The 19204-nt window shown below is 71.1% G+C and carries 21 protein-coding genes; 10 read left to right on the top strand and 11 right to left on the bottom strand.

Annotated features, from left to right (window positions below):
* Window positions 1-49 precede the first annotated feature (49 nt).
* From ACWD0F_RS40715 to ACWD0F_RS40725, 3 genes are all read right to left on the bottom strand, one after another.
* Window positions 50-787 carry a GntR family transcriptional regulator gene (locus ACWD0F_RS40715; protein WP_449886448.1) on the bottom strand — a complete coding sequence of 246 codons (738 nt, stop codon included), beginning with the start codon at window positions 785-787 and terminating at the stop codon, window positions 50-52.
* Window positions 788-1749: 962 nt separating this feature from the next.
* Window positions 1750-2205 carry a Zn-ribbon domain-containing OB-fold protein gene (locus ACWD0F_RS40720; protein ID WP_449886451.1) on the bottom strand — a complete coding sequence of 152 codons (456 nt, stop codon included), beginning with the start codon at window positions 2203-2205 and terminating at the stop codon, window positions 1750-1752.
* Entirely contained in the window at window positions 2205-3374 is a 1170-nt protein-coding gene (locus ACWD0F_RS40725) for a thiolase C-terminal domain-containing protein (protein WP_449886454.1), read from the bottom strand. Before ACWD0F_RS40725 ends, ACWD0F_RS40720 begins: the two co-directional genes overlap by 1 nt.
* A gap of 233 nt (window positions 3375-3607) precedes the next feature.
* On the opposite strand from ACWD0F_RS40725, the gene ACWD0F_RS40730 reads away from it, so the two are divergent.
* From ACWD0F_RS40730 to ACWD0F_RS40750, 5 genes are all read left to right on the top strand, one after another.
* A complete protein-coding gene (locus ACWD0F_RS40730) occupies window positions 3608-4123 on the top strand; it encodes a flavin reductase family protein (RefSeq protein WP_449886456.1) in 516 nt (171 codons plus the stop codon).
* Window positions 4110-5261, top strand: coding sequence for an acyl-CoA dehydrogenase family protein (locus ACWD0F_RS40735; protein WP_449886459.1), 1152 nt, complete (start codon window positions 4110-4112; stop codon window positions 5259-5261). Before ACWD0F_RS40730 ends, ACWD0F_RS40735 begins: the two co-directional genes overlap by 14 nt.
* Window positions 5262-5274: 13 nt before the next feature.
* Window positions 5275-6048 (top strand): SDR family oxidoreductase, encoded by a 774-nt coding sequence (locus ACWD0F_RS40740; protein WP_449886462.1) that lies wholly within the window; start codon window positions 5275-5277, stop codon window positions 6046-6048.
* Window positions 6049-6137: 89 nt separating this feature from the next.
* Window positions 6138-7433, top strand: a complete 1296-nt coding sequence (locus ACWD0F_RS40745) for a DUF2252 domain-containing protein (RefSeq protein WP_449886465.1) — start codon at window positions 6138-6140, stop codon at window positions 7431-7433.
* A gap of 60 nt (window positions 7434-7493) precedes the next feature.
* Entirely contained in the window at window positions 7494-8240 is a 747-nt protein-coding gene (locus tag ACWD0F_RS40750; protein WP_449886468.1) for an SDR family oxidoreductase, read from the top strand.
* Between the two features lie 16 nt (window positions 8241-8256).
* On the opposite strand, the gene ACWD0F_RS40755 is transcribed toward ACWD0F_RS40750, so the two are convergent.
* From ACWD0F_RS40755 to ACWD0F_RS40765, 3 genes are all read right to left on the bottom strand, one after another.
* Window positions 8257-9081: an ATP-grasp domain-containing protein gene (locus ACWD0F_RS40755; RefSeq protein ID WP_449886470.1), complete on the bottom strand. Its 825-nt coding sequence runs from the start codon at window positions 9079-9081 to the stop codon at window positions 8257-8259.
* 107 nt (window positions 9082-9188) lie between these two features.
* Window positions 9189-9446, bottom strand: a complete 258-nt coding sequence (locus ACWD0F_RS40760) for a hypothetical protein (protein ID WP_449886473.1) — start codon at window positions 9444-9446, stop codon at window positions 9189-9191.
* A gap of 44 nt (window positions 9447-9490) precedes the next feature.
* Window positions 9491-9778, bottom strand: a complete 288-nt coding sequence (locus ACWD0F_RS40765; protein WP_449886476.1) for a hypothetical protein — start codon at window positions 9776-9778, stop codon at window positions 9491-9493.
* Window positions 9779-9964: 186 nt separating this feature from the next.
* Between ACWD0F_RS40765 and ACWD0F_RS40770 the strand changes: the two genes are divergently transcribed.
* Window positions 9965-10198, top strand: a complete 234-nt coding sequence (locus ACWD0F_RS40770) for a hypothetical protein (RefSeq protein ID WP_449886478.1) — start codon at window positions 9965-9967, stop codon at window positions 10196-10198.
* Window positions 10199-10226: 28 nt separating this feature from the next.
* Here the strand turns inward: ACWD0F_RS40770 and ACWD0F_RS40775 are convergent, their stop codons facing one another.
* On the bottom strand, window positions 10227-11129 hold the full coding sequence (locus tag ACWD0F_RS40775) for an SDR family oxidoreductase (protein WP_449886480.1): 903 nt from the start codon (window positions 11127-11129) through the stop codon (window positions 10227-10229).
* Window positions 11130-11160: 31 nt separating this feature from the next.
* Window positions 11161-12183: an SDR family oxidoreductase gene (locus ACWD0F_RS40780; protein ID WP_449886483.1), complete on the bottom strand. Its 1023-nt coding sequence runs from the start codon at window positions 12181-12183 to the stop codon at window positions 11161-11163.
* A 46-nt stretch (window positions 12184-12229) separates the two neighbouring features.
* Here ACWD0F_RS40780 and ACWD0F_RS40785 point away from each other — a divergent pair, with 46 nt between their 5' ends.
* From ACWD0F_RS40785 to ACWD0F_RS40800, 4 genes are read left to right on the top strand one after another with little or no spacing between them, the layout of a single operon-like run.
* Window positions 12230-12958 carry an enoyl-CoA hydratase family protein gene (locus ACWD0F_RS40785; protein WP_449886486.1) on the top strand — a complete coding sequence of 243 codons (729 nt, stop codon included), beginning with the start codon at window positions 12230-12232 and terminating at the stop codon, window positions 12956-12958.
* Window positions 12959-12966: 8 nt separating this feature from the next.
* The gene (locus ACWD0F_RS40790) at window positions 12967-13743 is read left to right on the top strand and encodes a CoA transferase subunit A (protein ID WP_449886609.1); all 777 of its coding nucleotides are present in this window, start codon (window positions 12967-12969) and stop codon (window positions 13741-13743) included.
* Window positions 13727-14449: a CoA-transferase subunit beta gene (locus ACWD0F_RS40795; RefSeq protein WP_449886488.1), complete on the top strand. Its 723-nt coding sequence runs from the start codon at window positions 13727-13729 to the stop codon at window positions 14447-14449. The genes ACWD0F_RS40790 and ACWD0F_RS40795 overlap by 17 nt, the downstream gene beginning before the upstream one ends.
* Before the next feature lie 49 nt (window positions 14450-14498).
* Window positions 14499-15527 (top strand): NAD(P)H-dependent flavin oxidoreductase, encoded by a 1029-nt coding sequence (locus tag ACWD0F_RS40800; RefSeq protein ID WP_449886490.1) that lies wholly within the window; start codon window positions 14499-14501, stop codon window positions 15525-15527.
* Window positions 15528-15565: 38 nt separating this feature from the next.
* On the opposite strand, the gene ACWD0F_RS40805 is transcribed toward ACWD0F_RS40800, so the two are convergent.
* The 3 genes from ACWD0F_RS40805 to ACWD0F_RS40815 all read right to left on the bottom strand — a co-directional run bounded on the left by ACWD0F_RS40805 (window position 15566) and on the right by ACWD0F_RS40815 (window position 19204).
* The gene (locus ACWD0F_RS40805) at window positions 15566-16237 is read right to left on the bottom strand and encodes a pentapeptide repeat-containing protein (protein WP_449886493.1); all 672 of its coding nucleotides are present in this window, start codon (window positions 16235-16237) and stop codon (window positions 15566-15568) included.
* Window positions 16238-16334: 97 nt separating this feature from the next.
* Window positions 16335-17813 carry a glycoside hydrolase family 3 protein gene (locus ACWD0F_RS40810; protein ID WP_449886496.1) on the bottom strand — a complete coding sequence of 493 codons (1479 nt, stop codon included), beginning with the start codon at window positions 17811-17813 and terminating at the stop codon, window positions 16335-16337.
* 26 nt (window positions 17814-17839) lie between these two features.
* The gene (locus tag ACWD0F_RS40815; protein ID WP_449886498.1) at window positions 17840-19204 is read right to left on the bottom strand and encodes an alkaline phosphatase D family protein; all 1365 of its coding nucleotides are present in this window, start codon (window positions 19202-19204) and stop codon (window positions 17840-17842) included.

The raw sequence follows: 19204 nt of genomic DNA on the forward strand, positions 1-19204 counted from the left end.
ATTTCTCGCTGCGCCCGGCCGGCGGGATCACCCCTTCATCCCGAGCTCGTCAGCGGCGATCGAGCTCGTATCTGATCAAATGTTTGTCGGCGGGCAGCACCGACACCGCGACACGCACTGGCATGTCGGCCCCGTCGTATCCCACTCGGACGTAGACCATGACTGGCGTGCCGAGCTCAAGTTGGAGGCGCTCGGCCTCCTCCTGGTTGGGCATGCGAGCCCAGATGTCGTCGACGACGCGTATCTGGGCATGCCCAAGCTCTTCCAGGACCCGGTTCGCCCCTCGCGCGATGTCCCCAGGTCTGGCGATTACGGAGTCCGCGACCAGATCGCGGGGAAAATAGGAGTCATTGGTGTTGTACGGCTGTCCGTCCACGAAACGCAGACGGCGTCGCACCACCGCTAACTCTCCATCCGCCAATTCCAGCCTGCTGGCGATCTCCTCGACGGGAGACACCGTCAGCACCTCGATGTACTGGCTTGGCGCGCGGCCTTCCTGGCCCACGGCATAGGCGAAGGCTTCCCGCAGTTCCCCGGTCGGTTGCGGCTCCAGCTCCCGCTGCGGATAGATCAGCAGCGGTCTGCGATCTCTGACCACCGTTCCGCGCCGCGGCGTGCGCGTAACGAGCCCTTCGTTGACGAGCTCTCCGAGGGCCAGCCTTACGGTGTTCCTGCTCACCCCATGGTCTTCCATGAGTTGTGCCTCGGTCGGAAGCTGTGCCCCGGGGCCGAGGACACCCGAGTAGATGGCTCGTCGCAACTCCGAAGCCACCTGCTGATACAGCACCGACCTTGCCACTTTCACCCCTTTTGTTCCAACAATTTAGACGATCTGGTTCTAGCAGGCCACAACCCCTTGACCGAACCCCTCCACCCGGCCCATCATCCATTCGTTGGTACAAATCCATCTAAAGGCCGGTGAGGGGGTGAAGGCCAGTGTTGCCGGTCCGCACGGGTACGCCATACCTGCCCTGGCATGGCCCTCGCGAAGCAACTCGTTCACTGCGTTACGCATTGCGTCGCCAAGGGATCACCCACACCTACCAGAGCAAAGGCCACGGCGCGTCCGTGCTCTCGGAGTTGACTGAGCTGACCGTGCGGTGCGAAGACGGATCCTTTGTCTGTAACGAGGAGGGTGGCGCCCCCGTCACGCACCCCATTGATGACCCGGTCGGTGCAGCTCGACGCATCGCCGCACGTTACCGGCAACGGGAGCCTTCACACTCCCCCATCGACTCCGTGCGCGAATCAACGGCTTAGGACTCCATCCCTCGCCGGAGTCCTGGCGCCGCCGCACACGGGGCAGGAAGCGCGTCCTGGCGGGTCCCCCACGCCCGCCAGGGCGCGCTTTCCTCCGAAACCGGTGGATGCCGAGGGACCTGCACCGCCTCCTCTCGACGAGGGGGCTTTCTTTTTTCTCAGGCGGCGCCCGCGCCGCCCGCCGCATCCTTCGCGCCGCCCATCTTCGTGCCCTCGCCGTGCGAATCCACGCCCTCGCCGTCCCACTACTTGCTGTCGCGCTGTTCTGTGTCGCGCTGCTTGCCGGCGGCCGGCGGGCAGGCAGGGTCGGCACCCGTGGCCTCATGGCCACGACCGTCACCCAGTCCGTACCACTCACGCCTGCCGCCTAGAGCCGTCCACATTGACGTCTACGCTTCATCATCAACCCTCGGCGGCCAACCCGGGGGCAGCTTCGTGATGGTGGGACTGGTGGGATTTTCTGGTACCAATCCATTTTGCGGACCACGATCAGCCGGCGGCCGGATTCCCGCCGGCGTGGAACGGCGTCCGGAGGTCCGGCATCGCGTCCCGGCCTTGCGCCGGCATCCAGTTGACCAGCGTCAGTTCTTCGTCGATCTCCTCGTACGACGCCCGAACCCGCTCCCCGCGCACCGGCGGCCGGTCGCCGTGCCAGTTGCCGTAGAGCCGGCAGTCGGGCACCGCCGCCAAACGCACCATAACGACCAGGTATGGATCGCGGCGGCCGGGCAGGAACGACTGGTGGTTGACGATCCAGCTCTCGACCACCCCTTCGGGGGCCACCTCCCGCCAGTGCCAGCCCTCCGTACGGCAGTCCGGGCAGAACGCCCGCGCCGGGAAGCGCAGGGTGCCGCAGGCGTCGCAGCGCTGTACCGCGAACTCGTGCCGGCCGATCCGCTCCCACCACGGCCTGGAGTCCCGGTCCGGCTCGGGCCGGTAGGCCATCACGCCCTCCTCAGGATCAGGGCGGAGGTCGCGGGCAGGATGTAGCCGGGCTGGGCCGTGGACAGGGCGACTTCGGCGCCCGGCGTCTGGCGGTCGCCCGCGTCCCCCCTGAGCTGGGACACCGCCTCCGCGATGTGGTTGATGCCGTGGACGTAACCCTCGGACAGGAAGCCGCCGTGCGTGTTGACCGGCAGCGGGCCGCCCGGGGCGGTGGCGCCGGAGGCCACGTACGGGCCGCCCTCCCCTTTGGCGCAGAAGCCGTAGTCCTCCAACTGGACGATCACCGAGTACGTGAAGCAGTCGTACAGCTCGGCCACGTCGATGTCGCCCGGCCCGAGCCCCGCCTGCGCGTAGAGGCGCGGGGCCAGGGCGGCGGCCGCGGTCACCGTGGGGTCGGCGGACGGGCCGGACAGGTGCGAGGTGCCGCCGCCCCAGGCCGCGGCGGAGATCAGGACCGGCGGGTGGCGGAGCGCGCGGGCGCGTTCGGCCGTGGTGACGACCACCGCGCAGGCGCCGTCCGTCTCCAGGCAGCAGTCCAGCAGGCGGAACGGCTCGGCGATCCACCTGGCGGCCAGGTAGTCGTCCAGCGTGATGGGGGTGCGCATCAGGGCGCGCGGGTTCTTGACGGCGTTGGCGCGCTGGGTGACCGCCAGCCGGCCGAAGTGCTCGGCCGTGGTGCCGTACTTGAGCATGTGGGCGCGGGCGAACATGGCGTACTGCTGCGGGGGCGCGACATAGCCGTACGGGGCCTGGTACTGAACCTCCGGGCTCACCGGCACGCCGCGGCCCGTGCCGCCCATGCGGAACTCGGAGCGGGCGTTGATGGCCCGGTAGCAGACGACCGTCTCGGCCATCCCGGTCGCCACCGCCAGCGCGGCCTGGCCGACGACGGCGTGCGAGACGCTCCCGCCGCCGAACTGGTCCAGGTGCCAGCCCAGATCGGTCAGGCCGAGGGCGGGGCCCACCAGCGTGGGCGCGGCGGAGTCACCCACCCGGTGCGTGGCCAGGCCGTCCACGTCGTCCGCCGTGAGGCCGGCGTCCGCCAGCGCGGCCAGCACGGCCCGGCACGCCAGGGTCAGGGTGCTGACGCCGGAGTCCTTGGTGAAGGGGGTGTAGCCGACCCCGGCTATCGCCGTGACGTCCCGAAAATCAAGCAAGCGCTTGGCCACATCCGTCACGGTATTTCGGTTGTTTCCCCCATGTCAACGCCCGTGCGATCGGCGAACTTGACAGCTTTTCCCTCTTGCCCCTACCGTCCAAGCAAGCGCTTGGTATGATAGGGCGCAAGTCGGTGGGACTAGGAGGCGGACCCATGAGCACACACGCTGGCCGGCTCATCGCGCCGGACGGCTGTCGCGGCCTTCCGACGCCTCAGCAGCGCAGGAATCGCAATGGAGCCGCCATGCCGACGGGCCCAGCCCCAGCGAACGGCCATCTCGACAGCCTCCGGTTCCGCCAGGTCCTCGGCAGGTTCGCGACCGGCGTGGTGGCGATCACGGCGCTCGATCAGGCAAGCGGCCGGCCGTGCGGGCTGGCCGCCAACTCCTTCACCTCCGTCTCGCTCAACCCGCCGCTGGTGGCGTTCTGCGTGGCGCACACCAGCACGAGCTGGCCCAAGGTGCGCGGCGCGAACGTCATCACCGTGAACGTGCTGGCCGAGCAGCAGCAGGCCGTGTGCGTCCAGATGGCGGCCAGGGGCGGCGACAAGTTCGCCGGGCTGGAGTGGACCGGCTCGCCCGGCGGCAACCCGGTGCTCGAAGGCGCGCTGGCCTGGATCGACTGCGTGGTCGAGGATGAGCACCTGGCGGGTGACCACATGATCGTGGTGGCCCGGGTGCTGCAGCTCGACGTCCACGCGGAAGGCGGGCCGCTGGTGTTCTTCCGCGGCGGCTACGGCGGGTTCGTTGCGCCCTCCTGAGCCGGACGGCGCCGGGACAGGGCTGCGCGAGGAGGCCCGGGCGTGGCTGGAGGAGGCGCTGGGCGGCGAGTTCGCCGGCGCCCGCGGACTCGGCGGCCCCGGGCGCGAGCACGAAGGGCACGAACTGCGGCTGGCGTGGGAGCGGCACCTCGGCAAGGCCGGGTGGACCTGTCTCGGCTGGCCCGAGAGGTACGGCGGCCGGGCCGCCTCCCTGGAGGACCAGGTGGCCTTCCACGAGGAGTACGCCCGAGCCGACGCCCCGGCCAGGGCCGGCCACATCGGCGAAGGGCTGATCGGCCCGACCATCCTCGAATTCGGCACCGAGGAGCAGAAGAACCGGTTCCTGCCCCCGATCCAGCGGGGCGAGGAGTTGTGGTGCCAGGGATACTCCGAACCCGAGGCCGGGTCCGACCTGGCGAACGTGCAGACGAAGGCGTACCTGGCCGGCGGCGAGTGGGTGATCACCGGCCAGAAGGTGTGGACCTCGCTGGCGCACGTGGCCGACTGGTGCTTCGTCCTGTGCCGCACCGAGCCGGGCTCGGTGCGGCACAGCGGGCTCTCGTACCTGCTCGTCCCCATGGACCAGGCCGCGGTCGTCGTGCGGCCGATCGTGCAGCTCACCGGGACCTCCGAGTTCAACGAGGTGTTCTTCGACGGCGCGCGCACGGCGGCGGGGCACGTGCTCGGCGCGCCGGGCGACGGCTGGCGGGTCGCGATGGCCACGCTCGGCTACGAGCGCGGCGCGTCCACGCTCGGCCAGCAGATCGGCTTCAGGAGAGAGCTGGCCAAGGTGATCGAGACGGCCACGCGGACCGGCGCGGCCGAGGACCCGGTGCTGCGCGACCGGCTCGTCCGCTCGTGGCTGGAGCTGGAGATCATGCGGCTGAACGCGCTGCGGATGTTGCGGCCGGAGCCGGGCCCCGAGGTGTCGATCGCCAAGCTGTACTGGTCGGAGTGGCACCGGCGGCTGGGCGAGCTGGCACAGGCCGTCCAGGGCAAAGCCGGCCTGGTCGAGGAGGAGGGGCTGAACGAGCTGCAGCGGCTCTACCTGTTCAGCCGCGCCGACACGATCTATGCCGGATCCAGCGAGATCCAGCGCAACATCATCGCCGAGCGCACCCTCGGACTTCCCCGCTGATTGGAGAGCGCCGATGCCCCCGCCCTATCCGAAGGCGCACGGCCTGCTCGACGGCAAGGTGACGCTGGTCACGGCGGCCGCCGGCGCGGGCATCGGCTACGCCACCGCCAGGCGCTGCGCCGAGGAGGGCGCCACGATCGTGCTCTCGGACCGGCACGAGCGCCGCCTGAGCGCCGCCGCCGAGGCGCTGACCGAGCTCACCGGCGTCAAACCCCTGGCCGTCCCGTGCGACGTGACGTCGGAGCCGCAGGTGCTGGCGCTGTTCGACGCGGTGGTCGAGGCGCACGGCCGGCTGGACGTGGTGGTCAACAACGCGGGCCTCGGCGGTACGGCGCCGCTGGCCGAGATGTCCGACGACCAGTGGCACGCGGTCATGGACGTCACCCTGACCGGCACCATGCGCTGCACCAGGGCCGCGCTGCGGCAGATGATCGCCCAGGGCCGGGGCGTCATCGTCAACAACGCCTCCGTGATCGGCTGGCGGGCCCAGCACGGGCAGGCGCACTACGCCGCCGCCAAGGCCGGGGTGATGGCGCTGACCAGGTGTGTCGCGCTGGAGGCCGCCGAGCACGGCGTGCGGGTCAACGCGGTGGCGCCGTCGCTGGCGGTGCATCCGTTCCTGGCGAAGGTGACGAGCGAGGAGCTGCTGGCGGAGCTGGCGGCCAAGGAGGCGTTCGGGCGGTCGGCCGAGCCGTGGGAGGTGGCGAACGTGATCGTCTTCCTGGCCAGCGACTATTCCTCGTACATGACCGGCGAGGTGGTCTCGGTCTCCTCGCAACATCCGTGACGTCCCGCGTGCGGTCCCTACCCTGACGTGAACCGGTCGGGGAAAGATCGGGGTAGGCGGCGAGAGGATCAACCTCTAGTGTCCGAATCATGGGCACACGCTCTTCCTTCCTGCTCGATGTCCTCATGACGGAGTTCGGTGAGTCGATCCAGCGAGACCCCGCGGCTTTCAGGCGGAAATTTCGTAAGATGGCGGCTTCTCCCTTCGCCTTCTACCGGGGCAGCGCCTGCCTCTTCTACGCGGACCTGATGGGCACGTACGCGGACGAGTCCTACCTTGACCGGCCGACCAGCAGGGTGTGGATCCACGGCGACCTGCACGCGGAGAACTTCGGCACGTACATGAACGCCTCCGGCGTGCTCGTCTTCAACGTCAACGACTTCGACGAGGCCTACGTCGGGCCCTACGTCTGGGACCTCAAGCGCTTCGCCGCCAGCGTGGCCCTGCTCGGCTACGCCAAGGCGCTGTCCGACGACTCGATCAGTGTGCTCGTGACCGACTTCGCCGGCGCGTACCTGGTGGAACTGGCCGGGATCGCGGGCGGCGGGGACGACGCGATCGGCTCGCTCACCCTCGACACCACCACCGGCGTGCTGCACCGCGTGCTGCAGACGGCCCGGCTGAGCACCCGGGTGGCGCTGCTGGACGTCGAGACCGTGATCGACGCCTACGACCGGCGCTTCGCGCTCATGGACGACCGGGTGAGTGTGGACGCGACGAGCCGGCGGGCGGTGCTGAGCGCGTTCGAGGACTACCTGACCACGCTGCCCGCGCAGGGCGGCCCCGTCGATCACGTGATCAAGGACGTGGCGCTGCGCAAGGGCGTGGGCATCGGGTCGGCGGGGCTGCCGTCGTACAACCTGTTGCTCGAAGGGCGCTCCCAGGCGCTGGAGAACGACGTCATCCTGTACATGAAGCAGGCTGCGGTGCCCGCGGTGGCGCGGCACGTCACCGACGAGAAGGTGGTCTCCTACTTCCGGCACCAGGGGCATCGCACGGCCGAGTCGCAGCGGGCACTGCAGGCCTACGCCGATCCGTGGCTCGGCTACACCACGCTGGACGGGGTCGGGCAGCTCGTCGCCGAGGTCTCGCCGTACTCGGCGGACCTCAACTGGGATGAGGTGAACGAGCCGGACGAACTGCGCTCGATCGTGCAGGATCTGGGGCGGGCGGTCGCGCGGATGCACTCCGTGGCCGACGACGAGTCGAGCCACGACCTCGTCGACTTCTCCACGGAGGAGGCGATCGTGGCGGTGATCGGCGATGACAGGTCCGGATTCATCGCGATGCTGGTGGACTTCGCCCATCGTTATGGGGCGCAGACCAGGGAAGACCATCAGAAATTCGTCGACCTGTTCCGCAACGGCCGTCTTCCCGGCGTGTGACCTTCCGCGTGATCGCGGGTTTCTGGCAACCGACTGGTCGGTATGGCATGCTTCCGGAACATGACTCTGTTCTCGGTGGAAGGCAAGACCGTCGTCGTCACGGGCGGTTCGCGCGGGATCGGGCGCATGATCGCCGCTGGGTTCGTCGCGGCGGGGGCGACCGTCTACCTGTCCGCCCGTAAGACGGCCGACGTCGAGAAGACGGCCGCCGAGCTGGGCTGCACCGCCGTACCCGCCGACCTGTCCACGCCCGAGGGGGTGGAACGGCTGGTGTCGGCGGTGGACGGGCCGCTGCACGTGCTGGTCAACAACGCGGGGGCGACGTGGGGCGCGCCGCTGGAGGAATATCCCGAAGCCGCCTTCGACAAGCTCTGGAACATCAACGTCAAGAGCGTCTTCTACCTGACCCAGCGGTTCCTGCCCCAGCTCAGGGCGGCGGCGAGCGCCGACGATCCGGCGCGGGTGATCAACGTGGGGTCGGTGGACGGCATCAGGGTCCCGGTGCTGCCGAGTTACGCCTACTCCTCGACGAAGTCCGCCGTGCACATGCTGACCCGGCACCTGGCCAAGCATCTGGCGAAAGAGCACATCACGGTCAACGCCATCGCGCCGGGGCCGTTCGAGTCGAAGATGATGGCGTTCGCGCTGAACGACCCGGACACGCGGGAGGCCATCGCGTCGAACGTGCCCCTGGGCCGCATCGGCCGCCCCGACGACATGGCCGGGACGGCGATCTTCCTCGCCTCCCGGGCCGGCGCGTACCTGACCGGGACGGTCATCCCGGTGGACGGCGGGATCACCGCCTGATCAGCGATCTCCAGGGTCAGAGCAGCTCGCGCAGGGCCGTGGCGAAGGCGGCGGCGGCGAGCGGCTCGTAGCGCAGGAAGAGGTACGGCTCCGTCAGCTCCACCTCGATGACCGCCGGCTCGCCACCGGAGAGCCGGACCAGGTCGATCCTGGCGTAGAGAAGGGGCGTGGGAACGGCGGCGAGCACCTTCTCGGCAAGTTCGACCTGGTCCGGGGCTGGTGGGCGGAGCAGGCCCCGCGAGTTGTCGGCGGGGCCGAGCCCGGTGGCGAGCATCGGGTGACGGCGGATGGCATGGCTGAAGCGGCCGTTGAAGTACAGCAGCGAGGTCTCGCCCTCGGACTCGACCATGTCGAGATACGGCTGCACCATCGGCGTGCGTCCCGCGGCCTCCAGGGCGGCGGCGAGGGTGCGGGCCTCGTCGCGGTCGCCGGTCCTGACGGTGTCGCGGGCACCCCCGGAGACCGAAGGCTTGACCACGTAGTCCGGCCAGTCGGGCAGGTCTTCGGAGGACCAGTGGGTCGGGACGACCGGAACGCCCAGATCCCGCAGGTAGGTCTTGTCGGTGTTGGTCTCCAGCACGGCGTAGGGGTTGAGCAGTCTCGTCACGGACTCCACGCCCCGCGCCCAGGCCAGGAACTCCTCGCGCCGCAGGACGTAGTCCCACACCGAGCGGACGATCACGGCGTCGTAGGCGCTCCAGTCGACCGCCGGGTCGTCCCAGCGCTCGGCGCGGCCCTCGATGCCCGCCTCGCGCCAGGCCGCCAGGGCCAGGTCGCACTCGTCGTCGACGTCATCTCGGCCACCTCGGTCATCAAATGTGGCATAGGCGCAGATAGTCACACAAAGATGCTAATACGTCGCGAGCCGGGCCAAATCAGACCCGGCTCGCACCTGTGTGCGGACGCGCTCGCGATGTTCGGCGGATCGCGGCGCGGCCAGGTCTCCTGCTAGTCGACCACGTCGTCGACGACCACGTCGCTGCCGTTGGTGCCGGTCACGGCGTTGCCGTTGACGTTGTTGATGCCGGTCGCGCCGAGGCCGTTGGCGTTGGCGCTGTAGACGTTGCCGAAGTTGTTGCCCGACTGCGAGGAGTTGGTGTTGTCGCTGGTGTTGCCGGCGTTGGTGTCGGCGTACGCGGGAGCCGACAGCAGCGTCACACCGGCGGCGGCGACGACGAGGCCGGTCACGCAGAGCTTCTTCATCATGCGATGTCCTTTTCGATTGTGCTGTGTTCCGAGCGTCAGCCGGCTCAGTAGAAGATGTAGGTCACGTTGATGCTGCCGTTGGTGGCGGTCGTGGCGACGCCGTTGACGTTGTTGACGTTGGTGGAGTCGCCCTCACCGTGGTTGGCGCCGGTGACGTCACCGAAGTTGTTTCCGGACTGCGATGCGTCGCTGTTGGCGCTCCAGTTGGCGGACCAGTTGTCGCTGCTCCATGGACCGGACCAGTCGTCATCAGCATGAGCGGGGACAGCCAGCAGCGCGCCGCCGTGGACCGCAGCCACCACGGCCGCGGCTGCGCACACCCTTTTGATCACTTCTGCTCCTTCACCACCGGAAGCCCTCCGAGGGGAGAATGGACACCGCGGGCCCTCGGCACGCCATTGACCCCTTTGACCTACCTTGACCTCAGCGGATCAAGGCCAGTGCGAGCCTATAACTCAGCGTTGCCCATGTGTAGCTCTAGGTGATCAGAATATTATTCGGCGATTACGTTCCCGTGGTTGCGCGGCTTCACCGGCATGCCGGCTCGGCGGGCGGCGCTTGAACGTTTCTACGGAGGGCCGGTGTGGCAGGCGCACCGCGACGCCGCCAACGCGACCCTGCTCGACTCCGACGACGTGCTGCTGCCGCGCTCCGTCGGAGCGGGCGGTGGAGCTTCCGATGGTGAAGCCCGTCTCACCGCCGCCCCCGAACGACTCCGCCTGCGCCCCACCGCCCGCTCCGCCATGCGATGACCCAGCCCCCCGGGTCGGGCCGGGTTGATCAGGCGCCGTAGACGGGTGTGGGGGGCGGGGCCGACGTCAGGAGTGCGGTGACCGCGTCGCCCACGGCCGCGGGGTCCCAGCGCTCGTCCCGGTCCACGCCCGGGCCGTGCCGCCAGCCGGTGGCCAGGGAGATCGCGCCGCCCTCCACCTCGAACACCCGGCCCGTCACGTGGGCCGACTCCTCGGAGCCGAGCCAGACCACGAGGGGGGCGATGTTCGCGGGATGCATGGGGTCGAAGCCCGACTGCGGCCTGGCCATGGTGGCGGCGAACACGTCCTCGGTCATGCGCGTACGAGCGGCCGGGGCGATGGCGTTGACCGTCACGCCGTACCTGGCCAGCTCGGCCGCGGCCACCTGCGTCAGCGCGGCGATCCCCGCCTTGGCCGCCGCGTAGTTGCCCTGACCGACGCTGCCCACGAGGCCCGCGCCCGACGAGGTGTTGATGACCCGGCCCGCGACCCGGTCACCGGCCTTGGACCTCTCCCGCCAGTACGCCGCCGCCTGGCGCAGGGGCAGGAAATGGCCCTTGAGGTGCACGCGGACGACGTCGTCCCAGTCCTGCTCGGTCATGGAGACCAGCATCCGGTCCCGGAGGAAGCCGGCGTTGTTCACCAGCACATCGAGGGTGCCGTAGGCGCTGACCGCGGTTTTGACCAGGCGGGCGGCGCCGTCCCAGTCGGACACGTCGTCGCAGTTCGCCACCGCCTGGCCGCCGGCCGCCTGGATCTCCGCCGCCACCTCCAGTGCCGGGCCGCCCGAGGCGCCGTCGCCGTGGCGGCCGGTGCCGAGGTCGTTCACCACCACCCGGGCACCCTGTCTGGCGAACTCCAGGGCGTGCTCTCTGCCGATGCCTCTTCCGGCGCCTGTCACGATCACTACGCGGCCGGCACAGATTCCCACACGGACCTCCCAGAAGGATCATGCACAGATATCAGGAAATGTCACCCAATGCCAGCCCCGTCGCGGGCGGGAGCCCAGCGCTAGAGGGCGGCGCAGGCGGGGGCTCGGGAGCAGAGGGCGGCGCGGGCGCGGGCGCGGCGGTGAGGTGGCGCCAGGCCGGGGTTTCGCCGCCGCCGTCCACGCGCACCTCCGCGCCCGTCACGTAGCCGGGGGCCGCCAGCCACAGGCATGCCCGTGCCACATCGCCCGGCGTCGCCATCCGACCGGCGGGGATGGTCGCCGCGATCCCCGCCATGCCCGGCGACTCCCCGTCGGCAGCGGCCCCGGAGCGCTCGGGGGCGGGCCCCAAATGCTCGGTGGCCGTCCCGGAGTGCTCGGTGGCGCGTCTGAAGTGTTCGGCGGCCGTCCCGGAGTGCTCGGTGGCGCGTCTGAAGTGTTCGGCGGCCGTCCCGGACTGCTCGGTGGTGGTCTCGCCGGAGTGCTCAGTGGCGCGTTCGTAGTGTTCGGTGGTGGTTTCGGTGGCGGCGAGGCCGACGACGACCGTGTTCACCCGCACCGAAGGCGCCCATTCGGCGGCCAGGCAGCGGGCCAGGTGGTGCAGGCCGGCCTTGGCGGCCCCGTACGCGGAGGTGCCGGGCGAGGGACGGGCGCCGCTGACGCTGCCGATCATGATGACGGCCCCCCGGGCGGCGGCGAGCAGCGGGTACGCCTGCTGCGAGACCAGCAGCGGCGCCGTCAGGTTGAGCTCGATGATCCGGGCGTGCAGGCGCGGCGAGGTGCCCGCGAGCGGCGCGTTCGGCCCGCCCCCCGCGTTGTTGACCAGCACGTCCAGGCGGCCCAAGCCCGACAGGAGCCGCTCGACGTCCGCCGGGTCGCGCACGTCGGCCTGGACGAACCTGAGGTCCTGGGCCCAGGACGGGCCGGGCGGCGTCCGGGCGCAGACGACCACCTCGGCCCCGGCTGTGCGGAAGGCGCGGGCGATGCCCAGGCCGATGCCCTTGGTGCCGCCCGTCACCAGGACGACCTTGCCCGCGTAGTCGTAAGTGACCGTCACGGGTGCTACGGTACCAAGCAAGCGTTAGGTGCAACCAGGGAGCCGGATGGGGATCACGCTGCGGGACGGGCCGATCGCCGAGGTGGTCATGGACGCGCCCCCGGTCAACGCGCTGACCGTGCGGGCCTGGGAGGAGCTGGCGTCGGCCGTGTCGTCGGCCGGGCGCGACCCGGCGACCAGGGTGGTGGTGCTGCGGGCCGAGGGGCGCGGGTTCAACGCCGGGGTCGACATCAAGGAGCTGCGCGCCGCCGACGGCTACGAGGCGCTGGTCGGGGTCAACCGGGCCTGCTACGCGGCCTTCGCCGCGGTCTACGCGTGCGCGGTGCCGGTCGTCGCGGCGGTGCACGGGCACTGCCTGGGCGGCGGCGTCGGCCTGGCCGGGAACGCCGACGTCGTGCTGGCCGCCGACGACGCCTACTTCGGGCTGCCCGAGGTGGACCGGGGAGCGCTGGGGGCGGCCACGCACCTGGCCAGGCTGGTGCCGCAGCACCTCATGCGAGCCATGGTCTACACGTGCAGGAACGTGACGGCGGCCGAGTTGCACGCGTTCGGATCGGTGCTGGAGGTGGTGCCGCGCGACCGGCTCAGGGACGCCGCGATGGAGGTCGCGGGGCAGATCGCCGCCAAGGACCCGTACGTGATCCGGTGCGCCAAGGAGTCTCTCAACGGCATCGACCCCGTGGACGTCAACCGCAGCTACCGCTTCGAGCAGGGCTTCACCTTCGAGCTGAACCTGATGGGCGCGGGCGACAAGGCCAGGGAGCGATTCACGTGAGCAAGGTGATGCCGGCCGAGGCGGTGGCCGCGTCCGTGGAGAGCGGGATGACGGTCGGGATCGGCGGCTGGGGGTCGCGGCGCAAGCCGATGGCTCTCGTCCGTGCCCTCCTCCGCACCTCCGCCGACGATCTGACCATCGTCTCGTACGGCGGCCCCGACGTCGGCATGCTCTGCGCGGCCGGCAAGGTGCGCAAGGTGGTGGCCCCGTTCGTGACGCTCGACTCCATCCCCCTGGAGCCGCACTTCCGCCGGGCCAGGCAGGCGGGGGAGATCGAGTTCGCAGAGTACGACGAGGGGATGTTCATGTTCGGGCTGCTGGCGGGGGCGCACCGGCTGCCGTTCCTGCCGACGCGGGCGGGGCTGGGGTCGGACGTGCTGCGGGTCAATCCGGGGTTGCGGACGGTGCGGTCGCCGTACGAGGACGGGGAGGAGCTGGTGGCCGTCCCCGCGCTGACCATGGACGTGGCGCTGGTGCACCTGAACCGGGCCGACGCCCGGGGGAACGCCCAGTATCTGGGGCCTGATCCGTACTTCGACGATCTCTACGCGAAGGCGGCGCGGCGGTGTTACGTGTCGTGCGAGCGGGTGGTGGACCCGGCCGACCTGCTGAAGGAGGGGCCGGTGCAGTCGTTGCTGATCAGCCGGTCGATGGTGGCGGGCGTGGTGGAGGCGCCGGGCGGGGCGGGGTTCACCTCGTGCGAGCCGGACTACGGACGCGACGAGGCGGCGCAGCGGCGTTACGCGGACACTCCGTGGGAGGACTTCCGTGATCAGCAGGGCTGACGTGTGCGTGCTGGCCTGCGCGGAGGCGTTCAGGGGCGATGGGGAGATCCTCGCGGCCGGGATCGGCGGGGCGGTCACGGTGCTGGCGGCGCGGCTGGCACGGCTGACGTTCGAGCCCGAGCTGCTCACGAGCGACGGCGTCTGCCTGCTCACCGGCGACGTGCCTCCGCTCGGGCGGGCGCCCGAGGTGGTCGAGGGCTGGTTGCCGTTCCGCGATCACCTGTGGCTCGTCCTGAACGGGCGCCGGCACGTCATGCTCGGCGCCGGCCAGATCGACCGGCACGGCAACACGAACATCTCCTGCGTCGGCGACTGGGCCAGGCCCAAGGCGCAGTTGCTGGGCGTGCGCGGCGCGCCGGGCAACACGCGCTGCGATCCGACGAGCTACTGGATCCCGCGCCACTCCCCCAGGGTGTTCGTGCGCGAGGTGGACATGGTCAGCGGGATCGGGACCGATCGGGGCGCCTACGACCTGCGCCGGGTCGTGACGAACCTGGCCGTGCTGGACTTCGGCGCCCCTGGCGGGGCGATGCGGCTGGTGTCGGTGCATCCGGGGGTGAGCGTGGCCGAGGTGGTGGCGGCGACCGGCTTCGACCTCGACGTTCCCGCGGACGTCCCGCTGACGCGGGAGCCCGGCGGCGACGAGCTCCGCGTCCTCGACCTGCTCGACCCCGGCCGCACCCGCGACCGCGAGGTGACGGCGTGAGGACCGCCCTGACCTCCCTCGTCAGGTGCCGGCATCCGGAGGTGACGGCGTGAAAACCGCCCTGACCGCCCTCGTCGGCTGCCGGCATCCGATCGTGCAGACCGGCATGGGGTACGTCGCGGGCGCCCGGCTGGCCGCGGCCACCTCGGAGGCCGGCGGGCTGGGCGTGATCGGCGCGGCGACCCTGTCGGTGAGCGAGATGACCGAGGCGATCAGGCGGGTGAAGTCGCGGACCGCCGAGCCCTTCGGGGTGAACATCCGCTCCGACGCCGACGACGCGGCCGAGCGGGTGGAGGTGCTGATCAGGGAGGGCGTGCGGGTGGCGTCGTTCGCCATGGCGCCCCGGCGGGAGCTGATCGGCCGGCTCAAGGACGCCGGGGTGGTCACGATCCCGTCGGTGGGGGCGCGGCGGCACGCCGAGAAGGTGGCCGGTTGGGGCGTCGACGCCGTGATCGTGCAGGGCGGCGAGGGCGGCGGCCACACCGGGCCGCTGGCCACCACACTGCTGTTGCCGCAGGTCGTGGACGCCGTGGACATCCCGGTGATCGCGGCGGGCGGCTTCTTCGACGGGCGGGGGCTGGTGGCGGCCCTGGCCTACGGGGCCTGCGGGATCGCCATGGGCACCCGGTTCCTGCTGACCAGCGACTCCCCGGTGCCCGACGAGGTCAAGAAGTTCTACCTGGGGGCGCGGGAGACCGTGGTGACGACCCGGGTGGACGGGGTGCCGCACCGGGTGCTCAGCACGCCGTTCGTGGCCTCGCTCGAACGGGCGCGGCTGGTGCGGGCCGTGGTGAACGGGGCCAGGTTCAAGCGGTTGTCCGGGCTCTCGTGGGCGCGACTGCTGCGTGAGGGGCGGCGGATGCGGCGCGGGCGGGAGCTGAGCTGGGCCCAGGTGCTGCAGGCGGCCAACACGCCGGTGCTGCTGCGGGCCGCGATGGTGGACGGGCGGGCCGACCTGGGGGTGATGGCCTCCGGGCAGGTCGTGGGGATGATCGACGACCTGCCGTCGTGCCGGGAGCTGATCGAACGCATCATGGCCGAGGCTGAAACCGCGCTGGAACGCCTGAAAGCACCGTGATGCCCCGGCCTCTCAGCGCGCCATGACGCCCCGGCCCTTCAGAGCACCGTGATCCCCCGGGCTGCGAGGATCGCGGCGGCCTGGGCCTGGTTGATGATCGCGCCCGCGAACGCGCGCAACTTGTCGTCGTCCGGCTGACCGAGATCGGCGCCGCGCAGATCGGCCTTGGCGAACTTGGTCAGCAGCAGCCGGGTCCCGATGAACCGGCAGTCGCTGAACGTGGCCCCGGTGAAGTCGCAACCCGACAGGTCGGCGTCGTCGAAGCGCACGCCCTCGATGTGCTCCCCGCGAAAGGAGCACCCGCCGATGTTGGCCAGGGTCAGGTTGGAGCGGGCGACCTTGAACCCGGTGCCGCGCGAGCCGGTGAGCGCGGTGCCGATCATGCGGCAGCCGGTGAACGAGACGTCCGTCAGCAGCGCCCCGCCGAACTGGGCCGAGGACAGGTCGGCGTCCGTGAACGCCACGTCGATGAGGTCGGCGTCGTTGAAGCGGGTCCGCATGCCGCCCCCGCCCGTGAACACCGCCCCGTCGAGGTCGGCCTTGCGGAAGTCGGTCTGGTCGAGGACGCACGACTCGAACCTGGCCCCGGCCAGCGAGGCGCCCCACAGGTCGGTCTCCGTGAGGTCGCACTCGCGGAAGAGGTGCGTCTCGTCGGCCGGGAGCCGGTCGGTCAGGGCTTTGCGTGAGAGGTCCTCGCCGTCGAAGTTCACGGTGTCAGAGACTAACGGTGCCCGCCGACGATTCGCGGCGGAGCGTCCCGGTGCGCACCTCCGGTGGCTCCGAGAGCCGCCCGTGAACCGGTGGCCGTCAAAGACGGCCCGTGAGCACCTCCGCCGCGGCCTGCCCGCAGACCCGGGCGGATCCGTACGTGGCGACGTGCACGGCCCCGAGGTCCGACCGGGCGGGCAGCCCCATCTCGACCACCACGGCGTCCGGCCGGGCGCTGAGCAGATGCCGCAGCGCCTCGCGCTGCCAGGCGTAGCGGTGCGCGTCGCGGACCACCAGCACGAGCGGCCGGTCACGGGCGGCGGCGAGCAGGCGCTCCAGCACGGCGCCCGTGGCCTGCCCCGCCGTGAGCCGGGTGACCTCGGTGCCGGGCAGCAGCCGGGTGAGCGGCGCACCGACGCCCCAGGGGGTGCCCTTGTCGATGGCCAGGTTCATCTCGGGGGCCAGCTCGACCACGTGCGGGGCCGTGACCAGGGGCAGCACCGGCGCGTTGGAGCGGCGGGTGATCCGGATCGCCCGCCGGGCGGCGGCGAGGCCGATGCCGCCGTCCCGCGGCGCCGGGCCGGCCGCTGAGGTGGTCCACGCGGCCAGCTCGCGGACCCGGCGAGCGGCGTCGGCCAGCCGCTCCTCGGGCAGCAGTCCCTGGGTGACCGCCGTGGCGATCGCGTCGCGGATCCCGGCGGCGGTGGCCTCGTCGGCCCGCTCGCCGCCGACGCAGATGGCGTCCGCGCCGGCGGCGATGGCGCGGGCGGAGGCGCCCCCGATGCCGTACGCCCCCGCCACCGCGGCCATCTCGATGCCGTCAGTGATGATCATTCCTTGGAAGCCGAGCTCCTCGCGCAGCAGGCCTGTGAGCACCTTGGGGCTGAGCGTGGCGGGCAGCTCGGCGTCGTAGGACGGCACCAGGAGGTGGCCGGTCATGACGGCCTTGACCCCCTCCTTGATCGCTTCCCGGAAAGGGAGCAGGGCGTCCTCGATCCCGGCGTCCGCCACGACGGGGACGCCGTGGTGGGAGTCGATCGAGGTGTCCCCGTGCCCGGGGAAGTGCTTGGCGCAGGCGGCCACCCCGGCCGACTGGAGGCCGCGGACGAACGCCCGGGTGTGCCGCGAGACGAGCACGGGGTCGGCGCCGAAGGCCCGCAGGCCGATGACCGGGTTGTCCGGGTTGGAGTTCACGTCGGCCGAGGGGGCGAAGTCGATCGTGACGCCGGCCGCGGCCAGGTCGCCGCCGAGGTCCGCGGCCAGGGCCTCGGTCAGGGCCACGTCGTCCACGACGCCCAGCGCGTACCCGCCGGGGCGGCTGCTCCCCGTGGCCACCTCCAGCCTGGTGACCTCGCCCGACTCCTCGTCGGTGCCGACGAGGACCGAGGGGTTCTCCGCGCGCAGCGCGGCGGTCAGCCGGGCGACCTGCGCCGGGTCGGCGATGTTGCGGGAGAACAGCACGACGCCGGCCAGTCCCGCGCCGAGCCTGCGGCGCACCCAGTCGGGGGGCGCGTGTCCGGTGAAGCCGGGGAAGAGGACGGCGTCGGCGAGGCGAAGCAGGTCACCGCTCAGGTGCATGCCCCGAAATCTAATAGGAAAGTTTCCTATTTGCTAGGGGTATTTTCTGACGTCAACCCGCTCCCGTCCGTCACGAACTCCGCCACCGTACGCACCGCAGCCCCTCTCTTGTCCACGAAGTCGACGGCACGGAAGGCCACCCGCAACTCGTCGAGGTCGGCCGCGCACGAAAGGTAGCCCCGGTTCCCGTCGAAGAAGCGCAGATGCGGGTTGGCCGCCAGCACGGCCGGCCCGTCGGTCTGCGGCGGCATGCTGCTGATCGAGCTGCCCACGAACTCCGACCCGACCGTCGCCGACTCCGGATCCAGGAAGTCGGCCTTCAGCTCCCCCGCCCAGGCGTTGTGCACGTCCCCGCTGACCACCACCAGCCCGGGCACCCGCGGCGCGAGGATGCGCGCGCGCTCCTGCGCATGGCCGTCCCAGGAGTCGGGACGCAGGTTGGGGGCGGGCCCCGGCACGAAGCGGCGGGCGAAGAACAGCGGCTGCACCAGCACCCGCCACCGGACCGGGCTGGTCATCAGGCGCGAGAGCAGCCACTGCTCCTGGGCGGCGCCGAGCATGGCGGTGGCGGTGCGGTGCTGGCGCACGTCCAGCACCATGAAGTCGGCGACCATGCCGTACGTCCGCCTGCGGTGCATCTGCAGGTTGCCCTCCCGCGGCGCCACCCGGAGCGGCTGGTGCTCGTAGTAGGCCTGGTACGCGGCGGCCCGGCGCCTGCGGAACGCCTCCGAGCCGTCACCCCGCCCCCGGTAGTCGTCGAGCACCTCGTGATCGTCCCAGGTCACCACCCACGGCGCGGCGGCGTGCGCGGCCTGCAGATCGGGGTCGGTCTTGTAGCGGGCGTAGCGCAGGCGATATTCGTGCAGCTTGGTGATCTCGCCGGGGATCGGCCCGATCGGGCGCACGACGTGCGCCGACTGGCGCGACTCGTAGATGTAGTCGCCGACGTGGAAGACGACGTCGGGCCGCTCGGCCGCCAGATGCGCGTACGCGTTGTAGAAGCCGTGCTCGTAACGCTGGCAGCCCGCCACCGCGAACGTCACCGGCCGCGTCGAGGCCGGATCGTCGGCGGTCCTGGTGCGGCCGATCGTGCTCACCTGGCCGCCGGACCTGAACCGGTAGAAGTAGTCGGCGCCCGGCCGCAGGCCCGCCACCTTGACGTGCACGCTGTGGGCCCAGCTCGGCAGCGCCTGGATGCTGCCCTGGCGCAGGCCGCGGGTGAAGCGGTCGTCCTCGGCGAGTTGCCAGCGCACCTCGACCACCTTCGGCGCCATGCCGCCCGGTCGTTCCGGGTTGGCGCTCAGCGGATCGACGGCTAATCGGGTCCAGAGGATCACGCCGTCGGGCATCGGCTCGCCGGAGGCGATGCCCAGCGTGAAGGGGTTGGCCAT

This window comes from Nonomuraea sp. NPDC002799 (assembly GCF_053592075.1).

Excerpts from the sequence above, each read along its gene's own strand:
- ACWD0F_RS40760 (WP_449886473.1), bottom strand. The coding sequence starts at position 9,446 with ATGATGAAGAAGCTCTGCGTGACCGGCCTCGTCGTCGCCGCCGCCGGT.
- ACWD0F_RS40740 (WP_449886462.1), top strand. The coding sequence starts at position 5,275 with ATGCCCCCGCCCTATCCGAAGGCGCACGGCCTGCTCGACGGCAAGGTG.
- ACWD0F_RS40810 (WP_449886496.1), bottom strand. The coding sequence starts at position 17,813 with ATGCACCTGAGCGGTGACCTGCTTCGCCTCGCCGACGCCGTCCTCTTC.
- ACWD0F_RS40745 (WP_449886465.1), top strand. The coding sequence starts at position 6,138 with ATGGGCACACGCTCTTCCTTCCTGCTCGATGTCCTCATGACGGAGTTC.
- ACWD0F_RS40720 (WP_449886451.1), bottom strand. The coding sequence starts at position 2,205 with ATGGCCTACCGGCCCGAGCCGGACCGGGACTCCAGGCCGTGGTGGGAG.
- ACWD0F_RS40815 (WP_449886498.1), bottom strand. The coding sequence starts at position 19,204 with ATGGCCAACCCCTTCACGCTGGGCATCGCCTCCGGCGAGCCGATGCCC.
- ACWD0F_RS40750 (WP_449886468.1), top strand. The coding sequence starts at position 7,494 with ATGACTCTGTTCTCGGTGGAAGGCAAGACCGTCGTCGTCACGGGCGGT.
- ACWD0F_RS40730 (WP_449886456.1), top strand. The coding sequence starts at position 3,608 with ATGCCGACGGGCCCAGCCCCAGCGAACGGCCATCTCGACAGCCTCCGG.
- ACWD0F_RS40790 (WP_449886609.1), top strand. The coding sequence starts at position 12,967 with ATGCCGGCCGAGGCGGTGGCCGCGTCCGTGGAGAGCGGGATGACGGTC.
- ACWD0F_RS40785 (WP_449886486.1), top strand. The coding sequence starts at position 12,230 with ATGGGGATCACGCTGCGGGACGGGCCGATCGCCGAGGTGGTCATGGAC.